Genomic DNA, 18,965 nt, shown 5'->3' on the forward strand with positions numbered 1-18,965 from the left:
CCGTCGGGCTGTCCGTTCCAGGAGCGCTGCATAGATGCGAGCCAGCGTTGTGCTGAAGCAGTCCCGCCGCTCGAATCGTTCGGCGGCGACACCACCTGGCTGCGTGCCTGCAATCGCCCGGTCGAGCAGATGAAGTCGTTGCACGAGGTCGCCCATGTCTGAGCAAACCATCCTGTCAGTACGTGACGTCCGGGTTCATTTCAACGTCAAGGCGAAGAGCAAGTTGCCGTGGGCGCCGTCGCGCACGCTGAAGGCCGTGGACGGCGTGAGTTTCGACCTGAAGGCCGGTGAGACGCTCGGCGTGGTGGGTGAATCGGGCTGCGGAAAGTCAACTTTGTCGCGCGCCATCCTCAATCTGATTCCCGCTACGCAGGGTGAAATCGTGTGGATGGGCAAGGATCTCAGCGGCGCCACGACGAAGCAGTGGCACGGCGTGCGGGCCGACATCCAGATGATCTTCCAGGACCCGCTTGCTTCGCTCGATCCACGCATGACGGTCGGGCAGATCATTACGGAGCCGTTGCGTGAACATCGGCCGGGCATGTCGAAGGACGAAATGAACCAGCGGGTGCGCGCGATGATGGCGAAGGTCGGCTTGCGCGAGCAGATGATCAACCGCTACGCGCACGAATTTTCGGGTGGGCAATGTCAGCGTATCGGGATTGCGCGTGCGTTGATCGTGGAGCCGAAGCTGATTGTCTGTGACGAACCTGTATCAGCCCTCGACGTTTCGATCCAGGCACAGATCGTCAACCTGCTCAAGTCCTTGCAGCAGGAAATGAAGCTTGCGCTGATTTTTATCGCGCACGACCTGGCCGTGGTCAAGCACATTTCGGACCGCGTCATGGTCATGTATCTCGGCCACGTCATGGAGCTCGCCGACAAACATTCGCTTTATGCGCGTCCTCGACATCCGTACACGCGGGCGTTGCTTTCGGCTGTACCTGTGCCGAATCCGGCTATCGAACGGACGAAGGTCGTGCAGATCCTGTCCAGCGATATTCCCAGTCCGATCAATCCTCCAACGGGTTGCGTCTTTCATACCCGTTGTCCCATAGCGGAGGCGCGTTGTTCGGTTGAAGTGCCACCGCTGCGCGCGCTTGAACATGGAGTCGCCGCAGCCTGCTTGCTTGCCTGATTTTTGCCTGATCAAGCGCTTGAATTAACCGCCGTTTCGACACCCCTGGCAGCGCCGATGGCCTCCGTTCTTAACGGAAGCCGGGGAGTCGTTCGGCCAATCGAAAATTTTTCGTAGTCCCGTAGTCCCTGCCGTCACAACCCTCCGGTGAGTCGTTCCGAGCCCGGCGTGCGCTCTCGCTTGCGCTGAAATATATGAGAACGACCATCGGTCCTTTACTCGCTGCCCATAAGAATTAAGAGACAAGCAAATGAAACAACAAAAGCGCTCGATCGCGCTATCTCTAATTGTTTTCACTGGTTTGATTTCCCCGGCCATGCCCGCTTTTGCGGAAGATGATGATGTTCCAACACGGCATACCGAGGCGCCTCCTAGTTCTCCGCCGAATTCCGAAGCCGACGCGCCGATCAGTAATCAGTCGAAGTCCAAGGGGTTTATCGAAGATTCACATTTCAATCTTTTGTTTCGCAGTTACACCGAACACCTCGAAGGAGTGGGTATTCAAAAGAAGGACGCTTCGATCCTTGGTAATCAGGCGGTATTTGAATCGGGGTATACGCGCGGGTTATTTGGTGTCGGTTTTGACGCGTCGTTGTTCAGCGCATTCAAGCTGAATGGCGGCCAAGGCGCGGGTAACCGCGTGCATTTGAATCACGACGGGCAAAGTGGTCAAAACCAGCTCGCCTGGACCTACCCGGGCGTGTGGGACGTGAAAGCGCGGGTATCGAATACGGTTGTTAAATATGGTCAACAATTATTCGATAATCCCTTTCTCGTTCCCCACGATAACCGCGCACTGCCGCCAACGTACCGGGGTGTTTCCCTCGCGAGCGACGAGATCAAGAACCTGACGCTCAAGGCGGGGAGTGTGGACGCGGTTCTGGCGCGCGGCCAGACTAGCGTCTCGTCGTTGTCGACCGAATACGGCGGCACTCGCTTCAGCCGCTTCACGTTCGTGGGCGGCGACTACACGCCTAATGACGATACGACCGTGTCGTTATACGGCAGTCGCGCGGAAAATGTGTGGGATCAATATTATCTGTCGCTCTCGCACAGCATTGGAGATCCGTCACGGATTCGCTGGACAGGCGGGCTGACCTATTACTACACGCATGATATTGGGCAAAGTCGCGAAGGTTCCATCAATAACCACGCGTATAGCTTGCTGCTCTCAGGTACACACAACGCGCACACGGTAGCGGTGGGATTCCAGCAAATCGCGAGCAATCAGTTCTTCGATTACGTCGGGCAATCGGCAGGCGATTATCTGGCGAATTCGCTGGACGTCGATTACAACGCACCGCACGAAAAATCCTTGTCGCTCAGCTACACGGTCAACATGAGCCGTTATGGTGTTCCGGGTTTGAAATTGACGGCGTGGACCGCGTATGGCTGGGGTGCGGATGCGTCGGATATGGCGAATCGATACGCCGATCCGTCGAGCTCACTGCATGATCTCTACTGGAAGAATGGAGAGCCGGTTCATGGCACTCATTACGAGTTCGGTGTCATCCCGTCTTATACGTTCGGCTCTGGAAAGTTGAAGGGAACGACTGCAAAGTTCTATTACATGCATCATCACGGCGGCACGTACTACTCGGATTCCAGCAGCGACGTTTATCGTTTGATGGTGAATGTCCCGGTTAATATATTCTGAAGCGTGTTTTGAATACAGCCCGCCAGGTTTGCCCGGCGGGCTTCTTTTGAGCTTGTTCGCAGCCCAAGCCTTCTAACGCTGCACGCCCCAACGACGCACCGTAAGCCGTTCGAAGGTATCGAAGACGAGGTGCTCGACGACCAGACCAATCACAATAACTGCTGCCAACCCCGCGAATACGCGATCCGTATACAGCTCGTTACGGTTCTGAAAGATGTACCAGCCGAGGCCGCCATTTCCGGAGCTGGCGCCGAACACCAGTTCCGCGGCGATCAGCGTTCGCCACGCAAACGCCCAGCCCACACGAAGCCCGGCGAGGATGGAAGGCAAGGCTGCGGGGACCAGGATCAGCAGTACATGCCGAAGCCCCTTCAGCCCGTAGTTGCGGCCGGTCATGCGCAGCGTTTCCGGTACCGATTGAAAGCCGGAGTAGGTGTTCAACGCGAGCGGCCACAGTACCGAATGCACCAGCACGAACAGCAGGCTCCCTGTTCCCAAGCCGAACCACAACAACGCAAGCGGCAGCAGCGCAATGGACGGCAACGGGTTGAACATGGCGGTCAGCATGGACAGCAGGTCCCGGCCAAATCGCGTCGACACGGCAAGCGACGTCAGCACGAACGCCAGCGCCACGCCGAGCAGATACCCCCTCAACAGCACGGACAGCGAGATCGCCGTTTTGGCGATGAGTTCGCCCGACCAGATGCCCTGCACGAACGCGGTTAAGGTGTCGGTGAAGGTGGGTAACAGCAGGTCGTTGCCAACCGCACGAGCGGCCGCTTCCCAGATCCCGATCAGCACCAGGGCGATCAACGCCTTGCGTAACCACGTCTGATTTGACAGCCGTTTGCCGAACGGTAACGGCGCCTCCACGGCGACATCCTGCAGCGGTTCGGGAATGCGTTCGTATTCTTCGCGAACCGGCGGCGCGAGCGCGACAGGTTCGAACGAGGGAATGGTCGGCGTGCTCATTGAGCGACCTCCGTGTCTTCAAACAGCAGCCGATGAATGCGCGCAACGCTTTGCTGAAAGTCGTTGCGTCCCGAGCTGTCCTTGGTGAATTGATGGCTGTTCAACTCGGCACGCACCTGGCCGGGATGCGGCGTCAGCAGCAAGATGCGGTTGCCGACAATCAACGCTTCCTCAATCGAATGCGTGACGAACAGCAGCGTGAAACTCGCCTCTTCCCACAAGCGCAGCAGCTCTTCCTGCATCTTGCGGCGCGTGAGTGCATCCAGTGCAGCGAAGGGTTCGTCCATCAGCAACACACGGGGTTGCATCGCCAGTGCGCGAGCGATTGCCACGCGCTGTTTCATGCCACCGGAAAGTGTATGCGGGTAAGCATCGGCGAAAGCAGTGAGGCCCACTTTATCCAGGAAGTGCAACGCTCGGTCACGGGCTTCCGCGCGGCTCAGTTTCTTCGCGACACGCAATGGAAAGGCCACGTTTTGCAGCACGGTTTTCCACGGCGGCAACTGATCGAATTCCTGGAATACGACAATGCGATCGGTGCCGGGACCTCGCACCAGTTTGTCGTCGATCCGGATGGTGCCTGCGGTCGGTTCGATAAAACCCGCCACCGCTTTCAACAGCGTTGACTTGCCGCAACCGGACGGTCCAAGCAGCACGAAGCGGTCTCCGCCATACACGTCGAAGCTGACTTCATGCGTCGCACGAACGATGCGCTCGCGGGTGCGGTACTCGAGACTGACGTTGTCGACGGTGAGAAGCTTCGCGCTCGTCGCGGGAGCATTGCGGCTCCCGGGCGGCGCATATAGAACGGTAGGGTTGGCGGCCATGGCTGTGCATTCGTGCATAAAACACGACCATAGCGGGGCGCTTTACGCACGTGAACCAATCATTGCGCATATTCAAAACACACCGACGCATAAGCGGCGATTTTGCCGCTCCAGTGCTGCGATCGTATGTTCGAGCGATGGTCGAACGATGGTAAAAAAAAGCCCGCTTGAGCGTCGCGGGCGTTGTCAGAGTGTGGCCATGCAGCAGGCAGGCTCAGCTTCCGTTGCCGAGCGCCGGATCGGCGAAGAAATAGTCTTGCCATGACTTCGGCTCATTCTTGATCGCGCCGACCCGGTACATGAACTGGGCGAGGCCAAGCGTGTTCTGCGGTGTGATCTTGAACTGCGTGTCCGGGTTCTTGATAATCCCGATCAGCAGCTTGCGATCGATCCTGGCGTTGTTCACGCGGATATAGATATCCGCAGCCGCCTCCGGGTTCGCTGAGACGAAGCGCGCGGCATCGGCGAGCGCGGCGATGAATGCGCGATACGTCTTAGGATTGTTATCGTGGAATTTTTCTGTCGCGTAGAGCACGGTGGACGAGCCGGGACCGCCGAGGACATCGTAGGAATTCAGCACAATATGTGCTTTTGGATTGCCTGCCAATTCCTGGTCCTGGAACGGCGGATTGCCGAAGTGCCCGGTGATTTCCGTCCCGCCGGCAATGATTGCTGCGGCGGCATCCGGGTGCGGCACGGCTTGAGTCAACTTGTCCAGGCGATCGTAGTCCTTGTCGCCCCAGCGCTTGGCCGCAGCGAATTGCAGCACGCGCGATTGCACGGACACCGATACCGCCGGCACTGCAATGCGGTCCTTCTCCGTGAAATCCGCGATGGTTTTCACATTCGGATTATTAGATACGAGGTAGTACGGCAGATTGCCCAGCGAGGCTACGCCCTTCACGTTCTGCTTGCCGTGCGTGCGGTCCCAGATTGTCAGCAACGGACCGACGCCTGCAGCCGCGATGTCGATGGAATTGGACAACAATGCGTCATTGATTGCCGCGCCTCCCGACAACTTCAGCCAGTCCACCTTGATATCGACACCGGCTTTCTTGCCTTCCTGCTCGATCAGTTTCTGGTCACGCGCGACGTTCAGCAGCAGATACACCACGCCGAACTGCTCCGCGATGCGGAGGGTGCCCTCGGCGCGTGCCGGCGTGGGTGCGGCAAGCGACGAGAGGGCAACAGAGATCGAAATGAACGCGGCAGAGAGCGAGCGCAACGATGAACGGGAACCCCCAGGTCCCCGCCTTGAGAAGAGCGGAAGCGGCATTGAAAATCCGAAGAGGTTTTTTTAGAATTTAATTTAAAGCAGGGCGCCTGACCGCTCAGAACGGCGTATCGCCTTCAATCGTCGTTCGATACATTTTTCTGCGCAGATGATCCGGCGTGCCCGCTGCGAGGTGCATGAGCGAGCGGTTGTCCCAGAAGACGAGGTCGTGCTCGCGCCACACATGCCGGTAGATATGTTCGTCGCGAACGCTGTGTTCGAAGAGGGCTTGCAGCAGGTCGCGGCTCTCATCTTCCGGCAAGCCGATCACGTGCGTGGTGAAGTGCTCGCTGACGAACAGCGCTTTGCGGCCCGTTTCCGGATGCGTGCGAATGATCGGATGCACAACCGCTTTTACCTCCGCGATCTGTTCGGCTGAAAGGTTGGGGCGCCACGGGCTGCGCTTTTGCAACTCGGCGTATTTCGCCAGATAGGTGTGCTCGGCCGAGCGTCCCTTCACGGCGTCGCGAAGCGCTTGCGGCAGCGTGTCCCATGCCAGATGCATGTTGGCGAACAGCGTGTCGCCGCCTTCCGCCGGCAATTCCTGTGCATGCAGCAAGGAACCGAGACTCGGTGTTTCCTTGTACGACAGGTCCGAATGCCAGAAATGCCCGGCGTCGCCGAGACCGATCGGCTTGCCGTCTTCGAGCACGTTGGAGACGATCAGGATCTCCGGGTGGCCGGTCAACTGGAACTGGCGCAGCACGTGGATTTGCAGCGGACCGAAACGACGGCTGAAGGTGATTTGCTGGTCGGGCGTGATGCGCTGGTCGCGGAACACGACCACGTGATGATCGAGGTGAGCGCGATGGATGCGCTTGAAGTCTTCGTCGGCAAGCGGCTGGCTCAGGTCGAGGCCTGTCACTTCAGCGCCTAACGGCGAACCTTCAAACGGGGTGATCTCGATGGTCTGGTGCGGGGATAAGGTTGTCACGCGGGACTCGTCAATTCAATTCGGGGCGGGAACGCTGAGGTGGAGCGGCAGAGATGCATCAAGAATATACGCCGCAAAACCCTGCTTAGACCCCGAATCTAGAATCCCCCGAGAACAACGTCAACGAACCAAATCCCATACGCTTATCTGTTTTAACGATAAACAGGCCGCTCCAGTAGAGGGGCGGCCATTCAGGCTCGACAAATTACTGGTGCTTGTGCGTCGGATCGCTGCAATGAGCGCAGCCGGCCGCGCTGTCGTTCCACGACGACCCCAGGATCAGGCTGCAGAAATTCAGGCGCTTGTACGTGGGATCCTTGAGTGCGAGGACATCGGCTTTCACGTTGCCGAACGTGGTCTCGGGCTTTTTGATCGTGCCGTGCGCGAACGCATCGATGATCCCTTCCTTGAAATTCACCTCACGCGGATGCACGGCGATGACCTGCTTGCGCTGGGATTCCGTGAATTCATCGTACGCGAGTCCGAGCACGTCCATCTCCACGCCCGCCGTGACCAGCGCGACCACCGGCTTCTTGTGCTGCGGAACGCCCGGCGTGGTGTGCAATGCGATCGAATCCCACACTTGTTCTATATCGTGCTCGTTAATGCTGTAACCCTTCAGGAAGTCGCGCGCGGCGTTCGCACCGTCCACCTCGAAGCGGTCGGTCGTGCTGCTGTACGCGTCGATCAAGCCCATGTCATGGAACATGGCGCCGATGTAAAGCAGTTCCGCATCGTAGGCGAGCTTGCGACGCTCGCCGGTCAGCGCGCCGAACAGGAACACGCGGCGCGAGTGGTTATAGAGCAGGTCCGGCTCGGTATCGCGAATGAGTTCGGTTGCGGCGCGCGCCATGGCGCTGTCGGGAATATGGATGCCGGCAATGGTGGTGGTCATGTTCAATGCTCCTTGAAGGTTGGCCTGTCCTCGATGCCGCACTCGATGCCACGAACACCTTGCTAAAATGCGCTGTCCGAAGCGGGTCATCGGGAGAAACGAAAGGGTGTTGACGACGAATTCAGTGTGGCCGGACGCCGCCATAGCCGCAATGCAATGGGTCCGTCGAAGTCTGCCAACCGTACGGCGTCTCCTGCCAAGTGCGTAAAACGCTTGGAAAACAGCCGGTCGACGGCAATAAATTGCATGGGAGCAACAGGTAATGCGTAGCGTCGCCATCGCGATTTTTCCGCAAGTGCAGGCGCTCGATGTCGCCGGTCCACTCGATGTATTCGCCGAAGCGAACGGTTTCGTCGCGTCGGGCGAGGGGTATGCGATCACGCTCGTCAGCGTGGACAACGTGCCCGTGCGCACGTCGAACGGCACGCGAATGCTGGCGGACATTGCGTGTGAGGCACCGCAGCAGCATTACGACGTCGCCCTCGTGGCGGGCGGTCCCGGGCTGCCCTTCGATCCCCCCGATTTGCGCCTGAGTACGTGGCTGCGCGACGTGGCTTCCCGTTGCGAACGCTACGGTTCGATCTGCACCGGCGCGTTCGCGCTGGGCCATGCCGGTCTGATCGATGGCCGTCATGTCACGACGCACTGGCAAAATGCGCCGCAACTCGCACGGCAATTTCCGCTGGCCCGCGTCGAGCTCGACCGTATTCATATTCGCGATGGCAACCTGGTGACATCGGCGGGCGTGACGGCGGGGATCGACGTTGCCCTCTCGCTTGTTGCTGAAGATCACGGTCCGCGGATTGCGCTCGCTGTCGCCAAACGTCTCGTGGTATTTGCGCAGCGCCGCGGCGGCCAGTCGCAATTCAGCCCGTATCTGAGTGCGCCTGCCGACGAGACCTCGCCCGCAGCGAAGGTGCAGACATACGTGATGGAGCATATTGGCGAACGGATGACGGTTGAAAAGCTGGCGCAGATCGCGGGCATGAGCGAGCGTAATTTCGCGCGGGCCTTCGTTGAGGCGACCAGCGTGACGCCGCATGATTTCGTGGAGCGGGCGCGTATTGATGCGGCACGGAACGCATTGGAAAGCAGCGCAACGCCGTTGAAAACGATCGCGTATGAGTGCGGTTTCGGCACGGCGGACCGCATGCGGATTGTGTTCAGGCAACGCTTGGGGGTGTCGCCGAATGATTATCGTCTGAGCTTTCAGAAGCTCGGGGCCGACGCTTGACGATGGTTCGCGGGTTCATGCTGCCGACTTGTTAGAGAGATTCACCAGCAGCCACGTTCAAGCAGTTCGGCACCGGCCTGATGAAGCGCACGAACGGTCGTACGTGCCCGGCTATGATCGCAGGCTAAGGGAATGTCAAAAGCGGAGCGAGCGTTTCGCGTGACCGCCAATCGTATGCTGGACCACTTCATGCTCACTTCATGCTAACGAACGACTCGAGCGTCCGCGAGTGAACCGGGCCGGTCCAATGAATCTGGAGATTTTAATGAAAGATGCTTATGAACGACGTGCGCTATTGCTGCATCTGGGCGATGTGCTTGAGGCGCTGTCGTGCTTGTCGCGCAGTGGCCAACGGTACGCCACGCTTGGCGACGCAATAGCGCGTGAGGACTCGCTTGCCACCTTCACATGGCTCGGATATCTCGATGCCGCCATGACCCCGCAACAGGTGAACGACCGCGCGACCGCCGCGTTTTTCCTTTGGCCGAAAACGCTCCTCGATGAGGACCTCAACCGGTCATTGCTGGCATCGACGGTGCAGCATGATCTCTTCGCTGGAAACGCGGACGGGTGGCAGCGTTATGTAAGCGAGCGCAGAACCGAGGCCGCGTGGTTTGCCGAAGGGCTGCCTGCACCGTCAGATGAAGCCACGCCGGAATCGCGTTTTAGTCGCTGGCCCTGGCCGGCAGAGACCGGCGCATCCTGAGGCATCAGGGCTTCCCGCTCAAGCCGCCTGTTCGCGCGACAAGACCGCTTGCAAGAAGCTGCGCGTACGGGCTTCGCGCGGCGCCCCGAAAATCTGTTCCGGCGGTCCTGCCTCGATCACGCTGCCATGATCCATCACCACGATCGTGTCTGCCACATCGCGCGCAAAGTTCATCTCATGCGTGACGATAAGCATGGTCATGCCTTCGCTCGCCAGAGCCTGCATGACCTGCAGCACTTCGCCGACCAACTCGGGATCGAGCGCGGAAGTGGGTTCATCGAAAAGCATGACTTGCGGATGCATCGCAAGCGCCCGCGCAATCGCCACGCGTTGCTTTTGTCCACCGGACAAAGTGCCCGGATAAACGTCTGCCTTATGACCGAGCCCGACCTTCGCCAGCAGCGCGCGTGCTTCTGCGTCAGCTTCCGCCGCGCTCACGCGAGCCAGCGAGCGCGGCGCGAGCGTGACATTCTGCAGCACGGTCAGGTGCGGGAACAGGTTGAACGATTGAAACACCATGCCCACATCCCGGCGGATCCGGTTCAGGCCGTTCTCATCGATCATCCGGCCGTTGTCTACAAGCGCATGGCCGCAGATCCGGACCGTGCCTTCTTCGGCCGTTTCCAGTCCGTTCAGGCAGCGGAGGAAGGTGCTCTTTCCCGAACCGCTTGGCCCGATCACCACGATCACCTGAGAGGGCTGGACGTCGATATCGATACCGTTCAACACACGGTTGAGTCCGAATGACTTTGCCAGTTGCCTGACTGAAATAATGGGTTCATTCATACTCATATTCACGGTCGTGCTCATGATCAGACTCTCCCGTCGGCACGCAGGGTTCTTTCCGTCTTGCGCAACACCAGTGAGGTCGCGCTCGTCAGGATCAGGTAGATGAACGCGATCACTATGTACACCTCCAACGACCGGTACGACACACTGATGATCTTCTCGCCTTCGTGCATGAGGTCGTTGATCGTCAGCAAGGAGACGAGCGCCGAGTTCTTGATCAACGCAATAAATTCGTTGCCAAGCGGCGGAATCATGCGCACGAACGCTTGCGGCAAGATCACCTTGCGCATCGCCATTCGATAAGGCATCCCAAGTGATCGCGCGGCTTCCATCTGCCCGCGGTCCACTGATTGGATCGAACCTCGCACGATTTCCGACACATACGCGCCGCTATACACGCCGAGTCCGAGCACGCCGCAAGCAAACGCGGGCAGCATGATGCCGAACTGCGGCAGGCCGAAGAACAGGATGAAAAGTTGCACGAGCAGGGGCGTGCCGCGTATGAACGTGAGATAGGCGGTGCAGATGCCATAGACCACGCGGCGCTGCGGCGCGAGCCTGCCGATCCCGACCAGCAAGCCCAGCACGCAGCCGAGTACCAGCGAACAGGCCGTGACTTCGATAGTCGTCGCAGCGCCGGTCGCGAGTGCTTCCCAGCCTGCCCATACGGGCGAAAAATCGAGCGTCATCGGTTACTCCTGTAAGGGCCGCCGCATCACTGCTTGCCGAACCACTTCGTCGTGAGCGCGTCGTAGGTGCCGTTAGCGCGCAGCGTCAGCAGCGCCTTGTTCATCTGCGCGGTCAGCGCGGTTTCGTCCTTGCGCAGCGCGAAGCCGTACAGTTCGGTCGTGAGCCCCTTGTCGAGTACACGTACGTTGGGCTGCACCTTCGCATATTCGACAGCGGCGGGGCGCCCGGTCACCGCGGCATCGGCGCGGCCGATGTTCACCAGGTCAAACATCTCCTGGTTCTTCTCAACCTCCACCCGCTGCACCTTCGGATAGTTGTCTTTCAGGAAGGCGACCGACTTCGTGCCGACCTGCACGGTGACCTTCTTGCCGTCGAGATCGGCGGGTGTCTTGATCGATGTGTCGTTCTTGCGCACCAGTACAACGAGGCCGCCCTTATAGTACGGATCGGTGAAGTCGACGACCTTGCGGCGTTCATCCGTCATGTAGATACCCGAGGCGGCGACATCGAAACGGTTTGCGATCAGCCCCGGAATCAGCCCTTTGAAGTCGATATCCACCCATTGCACTTTCTTGCCCATGGTCTTGGCCATGGCGTCGATCAACTCTATATCGAAGCCCGTGCGCTTGCCGTCCTTGACGAATTCGAGCGGAGGGAAGGTCGCGTCGGTCGCGACCCGGATGGTGTCATCGGCGGCGCGGGCAGCTGGAGCGACGGCCACGCTGACTACAACGGCGAGCGCGAGGGCGGAAAGTACCTGGGTCAGTTTCATGCTGGTTTCCTTGAATAGCGTGGATAGCGTGGACTACGCAAAGTGAGAAATAAGGGGCTCAAAGTTTGTAGCTGATACGGTCTGCCGCCGCGCGCGTGAGCTGCGCCAGTTCGGCTTCTCGTCCAGCAATGCGAGCAACAGGAGCCATCAAGGTGATGGTTCCTTCGAGTCGTCCCGCATCCGATATAAGCGGGGCGCTCACCCCCCAAACGCCTATGTCGACTTCGCTTTCGCTCGTCGCAAATCGCCGGCGGCGGATCTCCTCCAGTTGCACATGCAGCGCGGCGGCGCTTTCAGGGTCGTTGAGTGTGCTGCCAGCAATCACGGCATTGGCTTTTGCTTCGGGCAGGAATGCGAGCAGCGCTTTCGCCGAAGCGCCGCGTGTCAGCGGATGCGTGCGGCCACGCGCGAACGAGCAGCGCAGCGGCTGGTCGCTTTCGACCATCGAGAGGCAGACGACTGTGTCGTTGATCGGCACGAGCAGGCCGACACTCTCGCCGGTCCGCTGCACGAGCGCCCTGATTTCGTCGCGGCTTTGAGTCACGAGCTGCGCGTTCTGGTCGAAACCCCACGCAAGTTGCACGCTGGACGGACCCGGTTCGAACAGGCCGGAATTCGCGTGCTCCTGCAAGAGGCCCCATGCTTTAAGCGAGCCCAGCAGCCGGTACACCGTGGACAACGGCGCGCCAATGTCCTCTGCGATCTGCTTCGCGCCGATCGGCCTTCCCGCGCGGGCGACGCTGGTCAGCGCGTGGAGGACGCGATCGATGACAGAGGGCGATTTGGCCGGAGGTTTCATGACGAAAGTCTCTCTCGCCAATTCTCAAAGAAAGAAATCATTTCTCATCGGATGGGAAAATGACTCGATGGCGCGAGTTTCCCCTTCTGCGTGATGCGACGATCGGCAAAAAAGCCCGGTTTGCAGGAGAATCCGGGCGTCGTGATACGAAATAGCCTGGCTGCAAAGGCAGATTGCAAATACCCGCGCCGCACTCCCCAAGGACCGAGACATGGACTATCTGACAAGCCTCAAAGTGTTCCGCGCGGTCGTGGAGGCGAAAAGCTTCACGCGCGCGGCTGATCTGCTTGGCGTGTCGCCCCCGGTCGTTTCACGCGCCATCGCCACGCTTGAACAGCGTCTGGGCAACCGGCTCTTTCATCGCACCACACGCCACATCTCGCTGACCGAGACCGCCGAGCAATTCTTCCCCGGCTGCTCACGCGTGCTGGACGAGCTCGACGCGCTGGAGGCGCAGGCGTCGGATCGCACCAGCGGTCCGACCGGCATGCTACGGCTGGTCGCCCATACGACGGCAACGGTGAACCGGCTGGTCCCGCTGATCGCCACTTTCCGCCGTCGATACCCGCTGATCGGACTCGACGTCACGCTGACCGAGCGTCCCGTGGATCTGGTGGCGGACGGCTACGACCTAGGTGTCGTGCTGCCCTTCATGCTGACCAGCGACACCACGGTCACACGCCTGCTCGAGCGTATTCCGCTCGTTATTGTGGTAACGCCCGGGTATCTGAAAGGCAAGCAGCGGCCGACGCATCCGTCCGCGCTCGCGGAGCTTGAATTTGTCGCCATGCACGCATCGATCCGCAAGCCCATGCTGACGTTCCGGCTGGAGGGCGGCGAACAGATCACGGTGCCGCTTACGGCCGACGTGACATCAAACAACGCGGTGTTCAACCGTGAACTGGTGCTGGAGGGCTTCGGCCTGGGCGTGTTGCCGGCCGCGCTGGTTCGTGACGAACTGGCGTCGGGCAAGCTGGTGACGCTGCTGGACGACTTCGAGATCGTCGACGGCGCGATCGAAATCCGCCTGGCTTACAGCAGCCGCACCTTGCTGCCGGCCAAGGTGCGGGTATTCATCGAACACGCCGCGGAATTCTTCGAAGCCTGAGCGGGGCGATAAATCTTTCATTTTAATTTCGTATAGATTTCGTTTCTATTGTTAACGGAATCGACATTAATTGATGCGCGGAATAACGGTTGACTGCGTGCATATGCACACATAATCTGTGCACATGCACACACGCCCTCCACGACACGACGATTGTTTTGCGGTTCGCCAGGCTGCGCGGCACATCTCGCAGTTATACGAGCGGCATTTATCGGCAGTACAGATCACGCCGACGCAATTCAGCATTGTCTCAGCGCTTGAGCGCATGCCGGACATGACGATGGCGGAACTCGCGCAGGCCATGGTGATGGAGCGCACGACGCTGGTCCGGGTGCTGCAGCCGTTGCTGCGCAACGGGCTTGTCATGTCGACGCTGGGCGGACCCTGCCAGCGCCGTTTGCAGTTGACGCTGACCGAAGGCGGCCGGACCAAGCTCACCGACGCGCTGCGGCACTGGCAGGCAGCCCAAGAAGAATTCGAGGCGAAGTTCGGGCGCCGGCAGGCGGCACGTCTGCGGCGCGAACTGTTTCGTCTGACCAGCGAGTGACTGAGCACATGAGCTGCACGCCTTACCGCTCGCACCGCACCCGCTTAACCCATTCGATGCAACCAACAGGACTCACCGATGACCACACCTTCCACGCCGCTTGCCTCCACCGCCGCGCCTACGGTTGAGCGCGGAGCACGGCGGCCTTTCCGACTCGGCTGGATGCCGCTCGCGATCATTGCGGTGGTGATCGTGATCGCTGCTGCGGCCACATATTGGTTCACCGTTTTGCGTTTCGTTCAAAGCACGGACGACGCGTATGTCGGCGGCAACGTCACGGTGATGGCGCCGAAGGTGAACGGTTTCGTTACCGAACTGCTCGTCTCCGATAACCAGCGCGTGAAGGCGAACCAGGTGCTGATCCGGCTCGACTCACGGGATTACGACGCAAGGCTCGCGCAGGCAAATGCCGACGTGCAAGGTGCGCGCGCTGCCGTCGCCGAGCTTGAAGCGAAGCAGCAGTTGCAGGCCGCCGTGATCAACCAGAGCCAGGCGGAGGTGCGGGCATCGGCGGCGGAAGTCACGCGCAGCGCGTCTGACCAGGTGCGTTACCGGCAACTCGTCAAGGACGAAGCGGTATCGAACCAGGTGGTCGAACGCGCCGATGCGGATTACCTGAAGGCCCGCGCCACGCTCGACAACAGTAACGCAGCAGCGCTTGCCTCGCAGCGCCAGCTCGCGGTGCTTGCCGCACAAATAGACGACGCCCGCGCACGTGTTGCGACCGCTGAAGCATTGCGGCGCATAGCCGAACTGAACGTGGAGTACACGACCATCCGCTCGCCTGTGGACGGTTACGTCGGCAACCGGACGGCGCGAGTGGGCATGCTCGCGAACACGGGGGCGTCGCTGCTGACGATCGTGCCTACTGACGGCCTGTGGATCGACGCAAACTTCAAGGAAGACCAGCTCAAGAAGATGCATGTGGGCGACCGTGTCGACGTTGAACTCGACGCCTCCAGCGGGACGTTCCAGGGTCATGTGGAAAGCCTGGCGCCCGCGACGGGTGCGACCTTTAGCGTATTGCCACCTGAGAACGCGACCGGCAACTTCACGAAGATCGTGCAGCGCGTGCCAGTGCGGATTCGTCTCGACTTACCGAAGGACAAGCAGGACGTGCTGCGCGCCGGCCTCTCGGCGACCGTGAAGGTACACCTCGACAGCGCGAGCCGTTCATGAGCCCCGCCGTTCCACTGAACCCCGCCGATCAGCCCACCAGACAGCGTGTTTTTGCGTTCGCGCTGATGTGCCTGGGCTTCTTCATGGCGACGCTGGATATCCAGATCGTGGCGTCGTCGCTGAAGGATATTGGCGGCGGTTTGTCGGCTAGCCAGGACGAACTCTCGTGGGTGCAGACGTCCTACCTGATTGCGGAAATCCTGGTGATCCCGATGTCCGGCTGGCTCTCCAAAGTGTTCTCCACGCGCTGGCTGTTCGTCGCTTCCGCGGTCGGTTTCACCATCACGAGCATGCTGTGCGGCCTCGCGTGGGACATCAATTCGATGATCATTTTCCGCGGCCTGCAAGGCGCGGCCGGCGCCGCGATGATCCCGACCGTTTTCACCACGGCGTTCGTGTTGTTCCCCGGCAAGCAACGGCTGATTGCATCGACGACGATCGGTGCGCTTGCTTCGCTCGCGCCTGCGATCGGTCCCGTGATCGGTGGATGGATCACGTCGCAATGGTCGTGGCACTGGTTGTTCTACCTGAACCTCGCACCGGGGCTCGTAGTTGCGTTCCTGGTGCCGAAGTTCGTGCGTATCGACGAACCCGATCTGTCGTTATTGAAGAAGGGCGACTATCTGGGCATCGCCTTGATGTCGGGTTTCCTCGGCTGCCTTGAATATGTGTTGGAGGAGGGACCGCGCAAGAACTGGTTCGGCGACGACGTGATCATCACCTGCACGTGGATTTCCGCTATCTGTGGCTTCCTGTTCCTCGTGCACGCGTTCACTGCAAAAGATCCCGTTGTCGATCTGCGCGCGCTCGCGGTCAGGAACTTTGCGATCGGCTGTTTGCTGTCGTTCGTAACGGGCATCGGCATCTTCGTCGCGGTGTTTCTCACGCCGCTGTTCCTCAGCCGCGTGCGTGAACTGGATTCGCTGCAGATCGGGATTGCATTGTTGTCGGTGGGCGTGTTCCAGTTGCTTGCGCTGGGCGCCTATGCATTCGCTTCCCGCCTGGTCGACATGCGCTGGTGTCTGCTCTTTGGCCTCGTGTGTTTCGGCCTGGGCTGCTATTTCTACGTGCCGCTCACGAACGACTGGGGCTGGCAGCAACTGCTGCTGCCGCAGGCGCTGCGAGGAATTGGCCAGCAATTCGCGGTGCCGCCTATCGTGACAATGGCGCTGGGCTCGCTGCCGCAATCACGCCTGAAGTCGGCGAGCGGCCTGTTCAACCTGATGCGCAATCTTGGCGGCGCGATCGGCATTGCGGTCAGCGCGACCATGCTCAACGACCGGCTGAATTTTCACTATCTGCGCATCAGCGAACGCGTCACAACGGGCAGTCCGGAGACGGAAGCGTTCTTGTCCAGGCAATTCGCGCACTGGGGATCGGTGGCCGGAGATGCGCTGAACGCGACTAACGCGGGGCTTGCCAACCTGCATGCGCTGGTGTTTCGGGAAGCGCTTGTGATGACCTTCTCCGACACCTTCTATGTACTCGCGATGTGCTTTGCCGTCGGCATAGTCAGCGTGCTTTTCGTACGGCCTATCGGCGCTGCGCCGCCTTCTCCTGACGCTCATTGAGATCGACCATGTATAAGATTTTATTGGCACTGGCAGCAAGCATGACGCTCGCGGCGTGCGCCGTCCAACCCGCGAACCATGCGGATTTACCGTCGACCGTACAGTCGATAGCGCCCGCGAACTGGAGCGTCGACGCCCCGCAAGACAACGTGGATGCCGCCGCGTGGTGGGAGCAGTTCGGCGATCCGGTGCTGCATGAACTCGTGAGCTCGGTGCTGACCCAGAACCTGGATGTGCAGGCTGCACTGGAGCGGGTAAAGCAGGCGCAGGCCGTGACCACGCAGCGTCGCGCGGCGCTTCTGCCGGAACTCGATGCGACCGCCACCGCCTCCGATGCACGCCAGAACACGCCGCCGCCGCTGGGTTATGTTCGTCAGGCGGGTTTCGGTCTAACGCTCGGCTGGACGCCCGACGTATTCGGCGGCGAGCGCCTTGAGCTGCTGGCGGCACAGGCGCAATTGACGGGTCGTCAACATGATGTCGATGCGCTGCGTCTCGCGCTCGCGGCTAATACGGCATCGGCGTATGTGGATCTGCGCTGGGCGCAAAGTGAACAGAAGATCCTGCGGGACAATATCGCGATCCGGGAACGTGCACTGCGGCTGACGCAGGAACGCATGCAATACGGGCTCTCGCCGCGCCTTGACGTTACTCGCGCACAGAACCAGTTGAGCGAATTGCAGGCGCGTTTGCCGCGTGCCGACGCCACCGTGCAGCATCAGCTAAGCCTGATCGCGGTGTACTCAGGGCGCACGCCCGAATCCGTCGATACCCTCGTGCTCACCACGCCCGGGACTATCCCGACGCCGTCAAACGCCGTGCCGCAGATGCTGCCTTCGGAGGCGTTGCTGCGCCGTCCCGATGTCCGCAGCGCCTACGCCGAGCTCACGCAACGCGCAGCGGAAGTGGGCGTCGCGCAAGCGGACCGCTATCCGAAGTTCTCCCTGCAACTGACCGACGGTTTGCTGGCATCGTCGTATCTTGGCTTGCCCACGCTCACCGACAACCTCTTCAGCGCGGCGCTGAATGCGACCAGTCCGATCTTCAACGCCGGGCGCATTACGGCGGGCATTGAGCAGAGCCAAAGCCGTATGCGCGAGTCCGATCTCCGCTTGCGCCAGACCATGCTGCAGGCGTTGAAAGATGTGGAGGACACACGTACCGATCTTGTCAGCACATCGGAGCAGGCCGACCGCCTGAAGGACGCATTGCAATCCTCTGATCAGTCGTTGCGTCTTTCTACGCAACTTTATAAGGGTGGTGCGAGCGGTTTCCTCGATGTACTCGCGGCGCAGGAAGCGTATCTGCAGGACTCGGATGCGCTGAACCAGGCGAGGCGTGAACACGCGCTGGCAGCAGTCGCGTTGTACCGTTCGCTTGGTGGCGGCTGGAGCGAAGCAAAGGAAGAGTAATGCGCGTTGCGGGCCTCGGGTAACATCGGGCATCTTTTGTGTTCATTTGCCTACCACCTGCATGGCACTCAAAAACCTGTTGAGACGGCTTGACCTGACCACGCTGCAACTCTTCCTCGCGGTCTACGAGGAGGGGACGCTCACCCGGGCGGCGGAGCGCGAGGCGATTGCCATATCGGCCGCAAGCAAGCGGTTGCTCGAACTCGAACAGGCCGTGGGTGCAACGCTGTTCGTGCGCCGGGCGCGCGGCATGGAACTCACGCCCGCCGGCGAAACCCTGCTGCATCATGCGCGCCGCGTGCTGCGCGATGTCGAGAACATCGGGATCGAGTTGGCCGAGCACGCGACCGGCGTGCGCGGTTTTGTCCGCATGATGGCGAACCTCTCGGCCATCGTCGAATTTCTGCCCGAAGACCTGCAGGCATTCTTCTCGATGAACGAGCGCATCAAGCTCGACCTGGA

19 protein-coding genes are annotated in these 18,965 nt (G+C 60.3%); 10 read left to right on the top strand and 9 right to left on the bottom strand.

Annotation, left to right across the window (positions count from 1 at the left end; all coding sequences use genetic code 11):
• Positions 1–154 precede the first annotated feature (154 nt).
• Positions 155–1,138: a murein tripeptide/oligopeptide ABC transporter ATP binding protein OppF gene (oppF, locus tag JWR14_RS16045; protein ID WP_299708432.1), complete on the top strand. Its 984-nt coding sequence runs from the start codon at positions 155–157 to the stop codon at positions 1,136–1,138.
• Between the two features lie 250 nt (positions 1,139–1,388).
• Positions 1,389–2,795 (top strand): OprD family outer membrane porin, encoded by a 1,407-nt coding sequence (locus JWR14_RS16050; protein WP_299708434.1) that lies wholly within the window; start codon positions 1,389–1,391, stop codon positions 2,793–2,795.
• Positions 2,796–2,867: 72 nt separating this feature from the next.
• Here JWR14_RS16050 and JWR14_RS16055 read toward each other — a convergent pair whose 3' ends face one another.
• From JWR14_RS16055 to JWR14_RS16075, 5 genes are all read right to left on the bottom strand, one after another.
• Positions 2,868–3,767, bottom strand: coding sequence for an ABC transporter permease (locus JWR14_RS16055; protein WP_299708437.1), 900 nt, complete (start codon positions 3,765–3,767; stop codon positions 2,868–2,870).
• A complete protein-coding gene (locus JWR14_RS16060) occupies positions 3,764–4,594 on the bottom strand; it encodes an ABC transporter ATP-binding protein (protein WP_299708439.1) in 831 nt (276 codons plus the stop codon). Before JWR14_RS16060 ends, JWR14_RS16055 begins: the two co-directional genes overlap by 4 nt.
• Positions 4,595–4,808: 214 nt before the next feature.
• Positions 4,809–5,870, bottom strand: coding sequence for an ABC transporter substrate-binding protein (locus JWR14_RS16065; RefSeq protein WP_299708441.1), 1,062 nt, complete (start codon positions 5,868–5,870; stop codon positions 4,809–4,811).
• A gap of 55 nt (positions 5,871–5,925) precedes the next feature.
• Positions 5,926–6,801 carry a TauD/TfdA family dioxygenase gene (locus tag JWR14_RS16070; protein WP_299708443.1) on the bottom strand — a complete coding sequence of 292 codons (876 nt, stop codon included), beginning with the start codon at positions 6,799–6,801 and terminating at the stop codon, positions 5,926–5,928.
• 205 nt (positions 6,802–7,006) lie between these two features.
• On the bottom strand, positions 7,007–7,696 hold the full coding sequence (locus tag JWR14_RS16075; RefSeq protein ID WP_299708445.1) for an HD domain-containing protein: 690 nt from the start codon (positions 7,694–7,696) through the stop codon (positions 7,007–7,009).
• A gap of 262 nt (positions 7,697–7,958) precedes the next feature.
• Here JWR14_RS16075 and JWR14_RS16080 point away from each other — a divergent pair, with 262 nt between their 5' ends.
• Positions 7,959–8,930 (top strand): GlxA family transcriptional regulator, encoded by a 972-nt coding sequence (locus tag JWR14_RS16080; RefSeq protein ID WP_299708447.1) that lies wholly within the window; start codon positions 7,959–7,961, stop codon positions 8,928–8,930.
• Between the two features lie 265 nt (positions 8,931–9,195).
• Positions 9,196–9,636 (top strand): hypothetical protein, encoded by a 441-nt coding sequence (locus JWR14_RS16085; RefSeq protein ID WP_299708449.1) that lies wholly within the window; start codon positions 9,196–9,198, stop codon positions 9,634–9,636.
• Positions 9,637–9,654: 18 nt separating this feature from the next.
• On the opposite strand, the gene JWR14_RS16090 is transcribed toward JWR14_RS16085, so the two are convergent.
• Genes JWR14_RS16090 through JWR14_RS16105 form a run of 4 tightly spaced genes read right to left on the bottom strand, consistent with a single transcriptional unit; the run spans position 9,655 to position 12,686 of the window.
• Complete coding sequence (locus tag JWR14_RS16090) at positions 9,655–10,446, bottom strand: amino acid ABC transporter ATP-binding protein (RefSeq protein ID WP_299708451.1); 792 nt, start codon at positions 10,444–10,446, stop codon at positions 9,655–9,657.
• Positions 10,447–10,448: 2 nt separating this feature from the next.
• The gene (locus JWR14_RS16095; protein WP_299708453.1) at positions 10,449–11,114 is read right to left on the bottom strand and encodes an amino acid ABC transporter permease; all 666 of its coding nucleotides are present in this window, start codon (positions 11,112–11,114) and stop codon (positions 10,449–10,451) included.
• Positions 11,115–11,140: 26 nt separating this feature from the next.
• Positions 11,141–11,887: a transporter substrate-binding domain-containing protein gene (locus tag JWR14_RS16100; RefSeq protein ID WP_299708455.1), complete on the bottom strand. Its 747-nt coding sequence runs from the start codon at positions 11,885–11,887 to the stop codon at positions 11,141–11,143.
• A gap of 58 nt (positions 11,888–11,945) precedes the next feature.
• Positions 11,946–12,686, bottom strand: coding sequence for an IclR family transcriptional regulator (locus JWR14_RS16105; protein WP_299708456.1), 741 nt, complete (start codon positions 12,684–12,686; stop codon positions 11,946–11,948).
• A gap of 211 nt (positions 12,687–12,897) precedes the next feature.
• Between JWR14_RS16105 and JWR14_RS16110 the strand changes: the two genes are divergently transcribed.
• The 6 genes from JWR14_RS16110 to JWR14_RS16135 all read left to right on the top strand — a co-directional run.
• Entirely contained in the window at positions 12,898–13,794 is an 897-nt protein-coding gene (locus JWR14_RS16110) for a LysR family transcriptional regulator (RefSeq protein WP_299708457.1), read from the top strand.
• 124 nt (positions 13,795–13,918) lie between these two features.
• Entirely contained in the window at positions 13,919–14,341 is a 423-nt protein-coding gene (locus JWR14_RS16115; RefSeq protein WP_299708458.1) for a MarR family winged helix-turn-helix transcriptional regulator, read from the top strand.
• 78 nt (positions 14,342–14,419) lie between these two features.
• Positions 14,420–15,520 carry an HlyD family secretion protein gene (locus JWR14_RS16120; protein ID WP_299708459.1) on the top strand — a complete coding sequence of 367 codons (1,101 nt, stop codon included), beginning with the start codon at positions 14,420–14,422 and terminating at the stop codon, positions 15,518–15,520.
• Positions 15,517–17,091, top strand: a complete 1,575-nt coding sequence (locus JWR14_RS16125) for a DHA2 family efflux MFS transporter permease subunit (protein WP_299708460.1) — start codon at positions 15,517–15,519, stop codon at positions 17,089–17,091. Before JWR14_RS16120 ends, JWR14_RS16125 begins: the two co-directional genes overlap by 4 nt.
• Before the next feature lie 8 nt (positions 17,092–17,099).
• Positions 17,100–18,503, top strand: coding sequence for an efflux transporter outer membrane subunit (locus JWR14_RS16130; protein ID WP_299708461.1), 1,404 nt, complete (start codon positions 17,100–17,102; stop codon positions 18,501–18,503).
• A 61-nt stretch (positions 18,504–18,564) separates the two neighbouring features.
• A partial coding sequence (locus JWR14_RS16135) for a LysR family transcriptional regulator (RefSeq protein WP_299708462.1) occupies positions 18,565–18,965 on the top strand: 401 nt, incomplete at its 3' end.

The organism is Caballeronia sp. (assembly GCF_028292365.1).
Taxonomy (GTDB): Bacteria; Pseudomonadota; Gammaproteobacteria; order Burkholderiales; family Burkholderiaceae; genus Caballeronia.